Raw genomic sequence first — 13,164 nt, forward strand, 5'->3', positions numbered from 1 at the left:
CGTTCGTGGAGTTGTTGGGTCGGGTGCGGGAGGGTGGTCTGGCGGCGTTCGAGCATGCGGATGTGCCGTTCGAGCGTCTGGTGGAGGAGTTGTCGTCGGCGCGGTCGTTGTCGCGGCATCCGCTGTTCCAGGTGATGCTGACCGTGCAGAACACCGCCGACCCCGTCCTCGAACTGCCCGGCGTCACCGCCGCGGCCGCGGCCGCCGGGCCGGTCGCGGCGAAGTTCGACCTCGACGTCGCCGTCACCGAGGGCCCGGCCGGCCTCGCCGGCACGGTCACCGGATCCGCGGACCTGTTCGACGCCGGCACCGTCGACCGGCTCGCGGACCGCCTCGCCCGCGTGCTGACCACGGTCGTCACCGCACCCGCCACCCGGCTGTCCGAAGTGGACATCCTCGGACCGGCCGAACGGCACCGCGTCCTCGTCGACTGGAACGCGACCGGGTTCACCGCGCCGCAGACCACCCTGGCCGCGCTGTTCGCCGCGCAGGCCGCCCGCACCCCGGACGCGACCGCCGTCGTCTGCGGCGCCGAGTCCGTCACGTACGCGTGGCTGCACGCCCGATCCAACGGGTTCGCCCGGCACCTGCGCGGACTCGGCGTCGGACCGGAGACGGTCGTCGGTGTCCGGATGCACCGCGGGATCGACCTGCTCGTCGCCGTGCTCGGCATCCTCAAGGCCGGCGGCGCCTACCTGCCCCTCGACCCGGACCTGCCCGACGAGCGGGTCACATTCATGGTTGCCGACGCCGGCGCCGTCCTCGTCGTGACCGAGGTGACCGGCGGCGACGCCACCGACCTCGACACCGCGCTGCTGCCGTCGCACCCGGCCTATGTCATCTACACGTCGGGCTCGACCGGCACGCCGAAGGGTGTCGTCGTGGAGCATCGTTCGGCGGCGGTGTTGGTGCGGTGGGCGGGGGAGCGGTTCGGTGGTGCACTGTTCGGGCGGGTGCTGGGTGCGACGTCGCTGAGCTTCGACGTGTCGGTGTTCGAGCTGTTCGGCCCGTTGTGCAGCGGCGGATCCGTCCGCCTCGTCGACGACCTCCTCGCCCTCGCCGACGCGCCGGTGGACGACGCGTCACTGATCTGCGCGGTGCCGTCGGCGCTCGTGCCGGTGATCGGATCCGTGACCGCGGGCATGGCGGTCCTGGCCGGCGAAGGCCTCTCGGCGACCGTCCTGGACACGGTCCGGGCCGCGGTGCCGGCGGTCGCGAACATCTACGGCCCGACCGAGGCGACCGTCTACGCCACCGCCTGGTTCGACGACGGCGTGACCCGCCCGGTCCCGCCGATCGGCCGGCCCATCGGTGGCACCCGCGCGTACGTCCTCGACGACCGCCTGCAGCCGGTCGCGCCCGGCGTGGCGGGCGAGCTGTATCTGGCCGGCACCGGCATCGCGCGCGGCTACCTGAACCGGCCGGGTCTGACCGCCGACCGGTTCGTCGCGGACCCGTTCGGCGCCGGTGGACGCCTGTACCGGACGGGTGACGTCGTGCGGTGGGACGCCGACGGCAACCTGGTCTACCTGGGCCGCAGCGACCAGCAGGTGAAGGTCCGCGGGTTCCGCGTCGAACCCGGCGAGATCGAAGCCGTCCTCGCCGGGCACGCCGACGTGACCCAGGCCGTCGTCGTCGCCCGCGACGACCGGCTCGTCGCCTACGCGGCCGGCACCGCCGACAGCGTCGCCCTGCGCAAGCTCGCCGCGTCGCGGCTGCCGGACTACATGGTGCCCGCCGCGATCGTCGTGCTCGACGCGCTGCCGCTCAACGCCAACGGCAAGCTCGACCGCCGGGCACTGCCGGACCCGCAGTTCGCCTCCGGCGCCGGGCGGGGACCCGCCGGCGTGCGGGAAGAGCTCCTCTGCCAGGCGTTCGCCGACGTGCTCGGCCTCGACACCGTCGGCGTCGACGACGACTTCTTCGCCCTTGGCGGCCACTCCCTGCTCGCCGTCCGCCTCGCGGCACGGGTCCGCACCGTCCTCGGCGTCGAGGTGCCGCTGCGGACCCTGTTCGAGGCGCCGACCGTCGCCGGTCTCGCCGCCCGGCTCGCCGGCGCGGGCGACCCCAGGGCCGCCGTCGAACGCCGGACCCGACCGCAGCGGGTGCCGCTGTCCTACGCCCAGCAGCGCGTGTGGTTCATCGGACAGCTGGAAGGCCCCAGCGCCACGTACAACATCCCCGCCGTGCTCGACCTCACCGGCGACGTCGACGTCGAGGCGCTCGACGCCGCGCTACGGGACGTCATCGACCGGCACGAGGTGCTGCGCACCGTCTTCCCCGTCGCGGACGGCGCACCGTTCCAGCGCATCCTCGACGACAGCGGGCAGGCCGGCTGGCACCTGGAGACCGTCGAAGGCGGCCCGGACGCCGTCGACGCGGCGACCCGGCACACGTTCGACCTGGCGACCGAGATCCCGATCCGGGCGTGGCTGTTCAGCGGCCGCACGCTGGTCGTCGTCGTCCACCACATCGCCGGCGACGGCTGGTCGACCGGCATCCTCGCCCGCGACCTCGGCACCGCATACGCGGCCCGGCTGGAAGGCGCCGCGCCGCGGTGGACGCCGCTGCCGGCGCAGTACGCCGACTACGCCCTCTGGCAGCGGGACCTGCTCGGATCCGCCGACGACCCGGGCAGTCTCATCGCCCGGCAGGTCGGCTACTGGCGGCAGGCGCTCGCCGGTGCCCCCGAGGAGCTCGCGCTCCCGACCGACCGGCGCCGCCCCGCAGTGGCCGGGCACACCGGCCACAGCGTGACGGTGCACGTCCCGGCGGGCCTGCACGCCCGCGTGCGGGACCTGGCCCGCGAACGCGGGGTCACGGTGTTCATGGTGCTGCAGGCCGCGTTCGGGGTGCTGCTGTCGAGGCTCGGCGCCGGCACCGACGTGCCGATCGGCACTCCGGTCGCGGGCCGCACCGACGAGGCCCTCGAGGACCTGGTCGGCTTTTTCGTCAACACCCTCGTCCTGCGGACCGACCTCGGCGGCGACCCCAGCTTCACCGAGCTGCTCGACCGGGTGCGGGACACGGGGCTCGCCGCGTTCGAGCATGCCGACGTGCCGTTCGAACGCCTCGTCGAGGACCTCGCCCCGGCCCGGTCCCTCGCCCGGCACCCGCTGTTCCAGGTCCTGCTGACCCTGGAGAGCACCGCCGAGGTGACCGTCGACCTGCCGGGCACCGGCAGCCGGCCGGCGTCCGCCGGGTCCCGGGCCGCCAAGTTCGACCTCGACCTCGCCGTCGCCGAGACGTTCGGCGCCGAAGGGACCGCGGCCGGACTGCGCGGCGTCCTGACCGGCGCGGCGGACCTGTTCGAGCAGGAGACCGTCGCGTCGATCGCCGGACGCTGGACGCGGGTCCTCGACGCGGTCGTCGCCGACCCGGCCCGGCCGGTGTCCGACGTGGACGTCCTCGACGACACCGAACGGCGCCGGATCCTCGCGGACTGGAACGACACGGCCACCGCCGTGCCGGACGCGACGCTGCCCGCGCTGTTCGCGGCGCAGGCGGCCAGGACCCCGGACGCCGTCGCGGTGCTGTCCGGCGGCACCGCCGTCACCTACGCCGACCTGGAGGCCCGTGCGAACCAGGTCGCGCACCTGCTGCTCGCGCGCGGCGTCGGGCGGGAGTCCGTCGTCGGCGTCTGCCTGCGGCGCGGCCCCGACCTGGTCGCGGCGCTGCTCGGCGTGCTCAAGGCCGGCGGTGCCTACCTGCCCGTCGACCCCGAGTACCCCGCGGAGCGGGTCGCGTTCGTCCTCGCCGACGCGGGCGCCGTGTGCGTCCTCACCGACGCCGCCTCCGCCGGTGCCACGGCCGGCGCGGCGGCACCGGTCCTGACGCTCGACGACCCGGCGCCGCCCACCGGCCCGGCGGCCGTCGAGGTGACCCCGGCGCAGCTCGCGTACCTCATCTACACGTCCGGGTCGACGGGCACCCCGAAGGGCGTCGCCGTCGAGCACGGCGCGCTCGTCAACTTCCTCACCGCGATGCAGGACCGGTTCGGCCTCACCGCCGCCGACCGGCTCCTCGCCGTGACGACCGTCGGGTTCGACATCGCCGCGCTGGAGCTGTACCTGCCGCTGCTGCACGGCGCCACGGTCGTGCTCGCCGGGCGGGACGAGGTCCGCGACCCGCGGCTGCTGCGCGACCTGGTGCGCGGGCACGGCGTCACCGTCGTGCAGGGCACGCCGAGCCTGTGGCAGTCGCTGACCACCGACGCCGACACCGGCGACTGGGGCGGCGTGCGGGTCCTCGTCGGCGGCGAGGCGCTCCCGGCCGGCCTGGCGGGCACGCTCGCCGGTCGGGCCGCGTCGGTCACGAACCTCTACGGCCCGACCGAGACGACCGTCTGGTCCACGGCCGCCGGCGTCACCGGCACCGGCGGCGTCACGATCGGCCGGCCGATCGCCAACACCCGCGTCCTCGTCCTCGACGACCGCCTCCACCCGGTGCCCGCCGGGGTCGCCGGCGAGCTGTACATCGGCGGCGCCGGCGTGGCCCGCGGATACCGGGGACGCCCCGGCCTGACCGCCGAACGGTTCGTCGCCGACCCCACCGGCTCCGGCGAGCGCGTGTACCGCACCGGCGACGTCGTGCGCTGGACGGCCGGCGGAGACCTCGTCTACCTGTCCCGCGCCGACACGCAGGTGAAGCTGCGCGGCTTCCGGATCGAACCCGGCGAGGTCGAAGCGGTCCTGCTCGGCCACCCCGGCGTCAGCCGGGCGGCGGTCGTGCTGCGCGAGGACCGCCTCGTCGCCTACGTCGTCGGCACCACCGACGGGCTCCGGGAGCACGCGGCGGAGCGCCTGCCGGAGTACATGGTGCCGTCGGCGTTCGTCGCGCTCGACGCGCTGCCGCTGACCCCGAACGGCAAGCTCGACCGCAGGGCGCTTCCGGAGCCGCGGTTCGAGACCGGCGCCTCACGCGCTCCGGCGTCCGCGCACGAGGAGCTGCTGTGCCTCGCGTTCGCCGACGTCCTCGGCGTCGACGCCGTCGGGGTCGACGACGACTTCTTCGCCCTCGGCGGGCACTCGCTGCTCGCCGTCCGGCTCGTCAGCAGGGTCCGCGCCGTCCTCGGCGTCGAGCTGCCGCTGCGGGCGCTGTTCGAGGCGCCGACGGTCGCCGGGCTCGCCGCCCGCCTCCCGGGTGCGGGCACGGCCCGGGCCGGTCTGGCCGGGACGGTCCGGCCGGAGCGGCTGCCGGTGTCTTACGCGCAGCAGCGGCTGTGGTTCATCAGCCAGCTGGAAGGCCCCAGCGCCACCTACAACATCCCTCTCGCCGTGCGGCTGACCGGCGCCGTCGACGTGGCCGCGCTCGGCGCCGCGCTGCGTGACGTCATCGGGCGGCACGAGGTGCTGCGGACCGTCCTGCCGACCGAGGACGGCGACCCGTTCCAGCGGATCCTCGACCTCGCCGAGCTCGACTGGCACCTCGAGGTGACGGAGGGCGGCCCGGACGCGGTCGCCCAGGCCGCCGAGCATGCGTTCGACCTGGCGACCCAGATCCCGATCCGGGCCTGGCTGTTCACCCCCGACAACCTGCTCGTCGTCGTCATCCACCACATCGCTGCCGACGCGTGGTCGATGCGGCCCCTCGCCGCGGATCTGTCGGCCGCCTACACCGCCCGCCTCGCCGGGGACGCTCCACAGTGGACGTCGCTGCCGGTTCAGTACGCGGACTACGCCCTGTGGCAGCGGGACCTGCTCGGCTCCGAGGAGGACCCGGACAGCGTCATCGCCGGCCAGGTCGGCTACTGGAAGCGGGCCCTCGCCGGGGCGCCGGAGGAGCTGACGCTGCCCGCCGACCGGCCCCGACCGGCGGTCGGCAGCCACCGCGGGCACACCGTGCCGGTCGAGATCCCGGCGAGCCTGCACGAGCGGCTCCGCGCAGTCGCCCGGGCCGAAGGCGTCACCATGTTCATGCTCCTGCAGGCCGCGTACGCCATCCTCATGGCGAAACTGGGCGCAGGCACGGACATCCCGGTCGGCACGGCGGTCGACGCCCGCGGCGACGAGGCCCTCGACGGACTCGTCGGCTCGTTCGTCAACACGCTCGTCATCCGCAGCGACCTGTCCGGCGACCCGGCGTTCGCCGACGTGCTCGCCGCGATGCGCCGCACCGCCCTGGCCGCGCTCGAACACGCCGACGTGCCGTTCGAGCGGCTCGTGGAGGAGCTCGCCCCGGCCCGGTCCCTGGCCCGGCACCCGCTCTTCCAGGTGCTGCTGACCGTGCAGACCGGCGAGGAGCCGGTCCTGGACCTCCCCGGCATCCAGGCCGGCGGGTCCGCGGCGGCGCCGGCGCCGACCGCCGCGAAGTTCGACCTCGCCGCGGTCGTCGGCGAGACCTACGACGCCGCCGGGGCGCCGGCCGGGATCGCCGGCGGGCTGACGGGGTCGGCGGACCTGTTCGACGCCGGCACCGTGTCCGCGATCGGCCGGCGCTGGCTGCGGCTCCTCGAGGCCGTCGCGGCCGACCCGGGCCGGCGCCTGTCCACGGTCGACGTCCTGGAGCCGGCCGAACGGGACCTCGTGCTGCACGCCTGGAACGACACCGCCACAGCACTGCCGGCGCTGCTCGTCCCGGAGATGGTCGCGGCGCAGGACCCGGGCGCGGTCGCCCTGGTCGCGGACGGCGCCGAGCTGACCTACGGCGAGCTGGACGCCCGGGCCAACCGGCTCGCCCGGTACCTGACCGGCCAGGGCGTCGGCACGGAGTCCGTCGTCGCGCTCTGCCTGCCACGCGGCGCCGACATGATCGTCGCGGTCCTCGCCGTGTGGAAGGCAGGCGGCGCGTACCTGCCGCTCGACCCGGGCCACCCGGTGGACCGGATCGCGTTCATGCTCGCCGACGCGAAGGCGGCGCTGCTGCTCGGCGCCGAGGACGTGCTCGACGACCTGCCGGCCGGCCGGGTCCGGATGGTCGCCGTCGAGAACCCCCGGATCGCCGCGACGCCCGCCGACCCGGTCCAGGCCCGCACGCTGCCCGGCCACCTGGCCTACGTCATCTACACGTCGGGCTCGACCGGCACCCCGAAGGGGGTCGGGGTCACCCACGGCGGTCTCGCCAACTACGTCGCGTCGGTGCCGGCCCGCGTCGGGCTGTCCGGGCCCGGCCGCTACGCCGTCCTGCAAGGACAGGTGACCGACCTCGGCAACACCGTCGTGTTCGGCGCCCTCGCCTCCGGCGGCACGCTGCTCGTCGCCCCCGAAGGGGCGGTGACCGACCCGGCGGCGCTCGCCGCGTTCGTCGCCGCCGAACGGGTCGACGCGTTCAAGGTCGTCCCGTCGCACCTGGCGGCCCTCGGCACGATCGTGCCGGCCCGCGGGCTGGTCCTCGGCGGCGAGGCGGCGCCGGCCGCCTGGCTTCAGGACCTCGTCGCCACGGCCGGCGACCGGCCGGTGTACAACCACTACGGTCCGACCGAGACGACGATCGGCGTGCTGACCACCCGGTTGTCCGGCGACTCGCCGGTGCCGATCGGCCGGCCCGTCGCCAACACCCGCGTGTACGTCCTCGACGCCCGCCTCCGGCCGGTGCCACCGGGCGTCGCGGGGGAGCTGTACGTCGGCGGGGCGCAGCTCGCCCGCGGGTACGTGGACCGCTCCGGGCTCACCGCGTCCCGTTTCGTCGCCGACCCGTTCGACGTCGGCGGCCGCCTCTACCGCACCGGCGACGTCGTGCGCTGGACCCCTTCCGGCGACCTGGTCTACCTCGGCCGCGCCGACGAGCAGGTGAAGATCCGCGGCTTCCGGGTCGAGCCCGGCGAGGTCCAGGCCGTCCTCGCCGCGCACCGCCTGGTGTCGCAGGCCGCGGTCGTCGTCCGCGAGGACCGGCCCGGGGACCTGCGCCTCGTCGCCTACGTCGCCGGCGACGCCGAGCCGGCCGCGCTGCGCGAGCACGTCGCGGCCCGCCTGCCGGAGCACATGGTGCCGGCCGCCGTGGTCATCCTCGACACGCTGCCGCTCACCAGCAACGGCAAGCTCGACCGCAAGGCGCTGCCGGCGCCGGACTACGCGAGCACCGCGGGGACCGGGCGGCCCCCGGCCAACGAGCGGGAGGAGCTGCTCAGCCGCGCGTTCGCGGAGACCCTGGGCCTGGAGACGGTCGGCGTCGACGACGACTTCTTCGACCTCGGCGGCCACTCCCTCCTGGCGGTCCGGCTGATCAGCCGGATCCGGGCGTCGCTCGGCGTCGAGGTGGACATCCGCGTCCTCTTCGAGACCCCGACCCCGGCCGGCCTGGCCCTGCACGTCGGCGCCCGCCCGGCGATCCCGCGGCAGGCGCGCCCAGCCCTCCGCCCGATGCTCACCCCGGACGAGTACCGGTGACACCGGGGTGACGCATCCGCGGCGGCGGCCAATGGTGAGCTCGACACCGGGCAGGCCCGCCTGCCCGGGGCCGTCCTCGACCATGGTCTCGGCCGGCTGCGGGTCGGCGAGGAAGTACACGCTGAACGTGTCGTGAGTGTGCCGCACCCGCCGGCGGCGGTCCCGCCCGGCGCGGTGGAACATGCGCATGAAACTGTTACATCGACGGGGGCGGGGCGGTGGAGTCGCGGACGACGAGCTCCGTGGCCAGTTCGACGTGCAGGGCGTCGAGCTCGTGGCCGCCGATCATGCGCAGCAGCATCGTCACCGCCATCCGGCCGAGCTCGGCGAGCGGCTGGCGGACCGTGGTGAGCATCGGATGGGTGGCGCGGCTGACGTCGATGTCGTCGAAGCCCGCCACCGACAGGTCCGCGGGCACGCGCAGCCCCCGCTCGGCGGCCGCCCGCAGGATGCCGATGGCGATCTTGTCGTTGAACCCGACCAGCGCCGTCGGCGGGTCGGGCAGGTCGAGCAGGTCGCAGGCGGCGGCGTGGCCCTGCGCCTCGTTCGGCTCGGTGACGAAGCGCAGCAGCTCGGACGGCGGCAGGAGGCCGAGCTCGATGAGCGGCGTCACGTAGCCGGCGAGCCGCCCGTCGTTGACCGACCACTCGCGGGGACCGCCGATGATCCCGACCCGGCGGTGCCCGAGCCCGACCAGATGGGCCATGAGGCTGCGGGCGCCCGCGAAGTGGGCGGAGGAGATGGCGACGACGTCGCGCGGCGGCGCGGTGCGAGGGTCCACGACCACGAACGGGAACCGCCGGTCGCGGAGCATCACCAGATCCTCGGTGGGCTCGGGCGGCAGGATGAGCACCGCGCCGCGCACACCCGGCCGGTCCGGTAGCGCGGGAAGCGGGCTGCGGCCGGCGGCGCCCTTCCCGGCGTTCATCATGACGCTCATCCCGTGCAGCTCGGCGGTCTCCACGACCGAGGAGACGATCAGCCCGAAGTAGTCGCTGAGCACGTACGGGCAGCGGACGAACACCACGTCGCCGTCGGTGGCGCGGCCGCCGTGCCACCCCAGCTGCCCGGCGGCGTGCAGCACCCGGTCGCGGGTGCCCGCGGCGACGTTCGCGTGCCCGTTGAGCACGCGCGACACGGTCGCGATCGACACGCCGCTGTGGTGGGCGAGGTCGCGGATCGTCGCACGTCTCGGCACGTCGGCTCCTTCGGTCTGTCGCCGGCGGGGCGCCCGGGATGCGGCGAAGTATAGGCAGGCGCGGCAGCGATGTAACAAATTTACAGAAAATTTGTGCTTCGCTTTGATTGACTCGACACCGCATCGGGTGTGTTCTATGGAACACCCGTCACCCCCACCGACGACCTCGCGCCACGCCCGCCCGCGGTGGCGCCCCGTCGTGACCCGCCCTGAAAGGCGCGCTCATGTCGCATGCCCACGAAACGCCCACCGAAGACCCGCCCGCGGCCCGCCGGCACCCCCGGTCGCGGCGCCGGCCGGCGCGGCTCGCCACCGTCGCCGCGGCCGTCGGCGTCGTCGCCGCCGCCGTGATCGTGCTGCCCCAGCAGTTCGCCAACGCCGCCAACGAGAGCGTCAACGTCTGGCTCACCACCACCTCCGACAGCGGCGGCCGGACCGTGACCCGCGGCCTGCAGCAGCAGTCCCCGGTCGTGTTCACCGCCAGCACCGGCAGCGCCAACCAGACGGTCACCGTCAACGAGGGCAGCACCTACCAGCCGTTCGAGGGCGCCGGCGCGTCGTTCACCGACACCGCCGCGTTCAACATCCGCGGCAGCGGCGCGCTGAGCCAGGCGACCCAGAACGACGTCATGACCAAGCTGTTCAGCCCGACCGCCGGCATCGGCGTCAGCGCCACCCGCAACGTCATCGGCTCCTCGGACCTGGCGCAGAACAGCTACTCGTACGACACCACCTGCTGCGACCTGAACGACTTCTCGCTCGCCCGGGACGCCGACGTGATGGCACTGACCAAGCAGGCCAAGGCCCTCAACCCGGGCATGATCGTCATCGGCTCGCCGTGGTCGGCGCCGCCGTGGATGAAGGACAACAACGCCTACAGCCAGGGCTACCTGCAGGCCCAGTGGTACAAGACGTACGCGCAGTACATCACCAAGTACGTCCAGGGCTACGAGGCGCAGGGCGTGCACGTCAACTACGTGACGCAGCAGAACGAGCCCGGCTGCTGCCCCGGCTACCCGTCGATGCAGTGGCCCGTCTCCGGCCTGCAGTCCTTCGCCAAGAACGACCTGATGCCGGCCCTGCAGAGCGCGGGCCTGAGCACGAAGCTGCTCATCGGTGACTGGAACTTCGACACGTACGACACGTGGGTGGCGCCGCTGGTCAACGACGCCGCGCTGCGCGGCCACCCGAACTTCGGCGGCATCGCCTGGCACGACTACGGCGGCAGCCCGACGCAGATGACCACGGTCCACAACCAGTTCCCGAACGTCAACCAGTACTTCACCGAGCACTCCGGCGGCACCTGGGTCGGCAACCAGCATTCCGAGGACATGTACGACCTCATCGAGTACTTCCGCAACTGGGGCCGGTCCTGGACCAAGTGGAGCCTCGCCGTCGACCAGAACATGGGTCCGCACAACGGCGGCTGCGGCACCTGCACCGGCCTGATCACCGTGCACCGCGGCGACTCGCGCAGCGGCCAGGTCGACTACACCGTCGAGTACTACACGATGGGGCACCTCACCAAGTTCGTCCGCCCCGGCGCCGTGCGCATCGACTCCACCGCCAACGGCACCATCCCCAACGTGGCGTTCAAGAACCCGGACGGCTCGAAGGTGCTCATCGCCTACAACTCCAGCGGCTCGACGCAGACGCTGAAGGTCAACTGGGGCGGCCAGTCGTTCGTGTACAGCCTGCCGACGCGGACCTCGGCGACGTTCACGTGGAACACCGCGACGGGCAACCCGACCCCGACCGCCACGCAGACCGGTGGGGGCGGCACCCGCACCGGGCAGATCACCGGCATCGGCGGCAAGTGCGTCGACGTCGCCGGCGCGAGCTCGGCCAACGGGGCCGCGGTCCAGCTGTACGGCTGCAACGGCACCGGCGCCCAGCAGTGGATGACGGGCAACGCCGACAACAGCCTCCGCGCGCTCGGCAAGTGCCTCGACGTGACCGGCGCCGGCACCGCCGACGGCACGACCGTGCAGCTCTACGACTGCAACGGCACCAACGCGCAGAAGTGGACGGTCAACGCCGGGAAACTGGTGAACACCGGCTCCGGCAAGTGCCTCGACGCGACCGGCAACAGCTCTGCAGACGGCACCCGCCTGCAGATCTGGACCTGCTTCGGCGGTGCCAACCAGCTCTGGACGCTGCCCTAGCGCACCACCGGTGGCGGCGCCCCTCCGCCCGGGGCGCCGCCACCCCCACCGCTTCCCTCACCCCGGAGGAAGATCGTGTCCCGCACCTGAAGGACGTGCACGGGCGCGGCCAACCAGAGCTGGACGCTCGGTCAGGACGGCGGTGACGGTGCCGCCGTCCTGGTGGCGCAGGAACCGGTCGGGGAAGTTCACCGGCAATACATCCATTGTTTTCGAAATCTTGTGTCGAATCGAGGACACCGTCGGCGCGGTGCGTCAACCGGCGGGAGGGGTCGGGCGTCTGGGTCGTGTCATCGCACTCGATCCCTCTGGAAAGGCCACTGCCATGCGGATGACCAAGCTCCGACTGCTGTCCGCCGCCCTGCTGCTCGTCCCGGTCCTGGCCCTGCCGGGCACCGCGACCGCGGCGGACGACCTGCCCGCCCCGACGGGCGTCACGCCCATCACGGGCACCGCGACCGTGCCGCCGTGGGACCCGCACCCGCCGACGTTGGTGGGCGTCCGGACCGGCCGGCACGACGCCTACGACCGCACCGTCTTCGACTTCACCGGCGGCACCCCCGGGTACCGCGTGGAGTACGGCCCGCTCGTCGCCGCCGGCAGCGGCGCCACCATCCCGCTGGCGGGCGCCACGACGCTGCGGGTCGTGTTCGACGGTGCGTTCGCCCACGACGTCGCGACCGGCGCGTCCACGATCGACCTCACCCGGGTGTACGACCCGCGCCTGCCGACCTTGCGCCAGATCAAGTCCGGCGGCGCGTCCGAGGGGTACATCAGCTTCGGTCTCGGGCTCGCCGACGGGGTCGGCTTCCGGGTGCTGCGGCTGACGAACCCGCCGCGGATCGCGGTGGACGTCGCGCACCAGCCCACCCAGCCGTTCACCACCGAACGGTTCCTCGGCGGCGCCGGCACCGCGGCACAGGTCCAGATCGCCGGCGTGCGGTCGGCCGCGCACCCCGGCTACGACCGCGTGGTCCTCGACCTGGCCACGGCGACCACCCCGCTGATCAGCGTCGCCTACACCGTCCCGAACCCGACGACGATCCACGTCGGCCTCACCGCCGCCACCACCCAGCGCGGCGTCGTCACCGGCCCGAACCCCACGCCGACAGGCCTGTCCCAGGCACAGTCGGTGTCGTTCGCCGTCTACGACAACGGCACCGTGTCGGCGTTCATCACCACCCACCACCGCACCGGCTACCGGGTCATGCTCCTGACCAACCCGACCCGCCTCGTCGTGGACATCGCCTACTGAGCCCGCGTCGGGCGGCGGTGAACCGCGCCGGCGACGGCGCGGGGGGCACCCCCGGGGGGAGCCCCCCGGGCCCGGGGGGGGGGGCGCCCCGCCCCGGGGACATCCCGGCGAGCCACCACGACGGAAGCACGGGCGATTGGACATTGAGATGGGAAGAGCGTCGGGGGGGGGAAGAGTGTGTGTAACGGGGTGTATATCTCGGTGGTGTACGAGTCAGTAAGA

At 73.9% G+C, this 13,164-nt stretch carries 4 protein-coding genes; 3 read left to right on the plus strand and 1 reads right to left on the minus strand.

Going from position 1 to position 13,164, the window contains the following annotated elements; genetic code table 11:
* The first annotated feature begins 5 nt into the window (after positions 1–5).
* Entirely contained in the window at positions 6–8,324 is an 8,319-nt protein-coding gene (locus AB0I21_RS56460) for an amino acid adenylation domain-containing protein (RefSeq protein WP_360574181.1), read from the plus strand.
* A gap of 196 nt (positions 8,325–8,520) precedes the next feature.
* Here AB0I21_RS56460 and AB0I21_RS56465 read toward each other — a convergent pair whose 3' ends face one another.
* Positions 8,521–9,522 (minus strand): LacI family DNA-binding transcriptional regulator, encoded by a 1,002-nt coding sequence (locus AB0I21_RS56465; RefSeq protein WP_360574175.1) that lies wholly within the window; start codon positions 9,520–9,522, stop codon positions 8,521–8,523.
* Between the two features lie 224 nt (positions 9,523–9,746).
* Between AB0I21_RS56465 and AB0I21_RS56470 the strand changes: the two genes are divergently transcribed.
* Positions 9,747–11,687, plus strand: coding sequence for a ricin-type beta-trefoil lectin domain protein (locus tag AB0I21_RS56470; protein WP_360574177.1), 1,941 nt, complete (start codon positions 9,747–9,749; stop codon positions 11,685–11,687).
* A 331-nt stretch (positions 11,688–12,018) separates the two neighbouring features.
* Positions 12,019–12,942, plus strand: a complete 924-nt coding sequence (locus AB0I21_RS56475) for a hypothetical protein (protein WP_360574179.1) — start codon at positions 12,019–12,021, stop codon at positions 12,940–12,942.
* Positions 12,943–13,164: the final 222 nt, after the last annotated feature.

It is taken from the genome of Dactylosporangium sp. NPDC050588 (assembly GCF_040654975.1).
Classification (GTDB): Bacteria; Actinomycetota; Actinomycetes; order Mycobacteriales; family Micromonosporaceae; genus Dactylosporangium; species Dactylosporangium maewongense.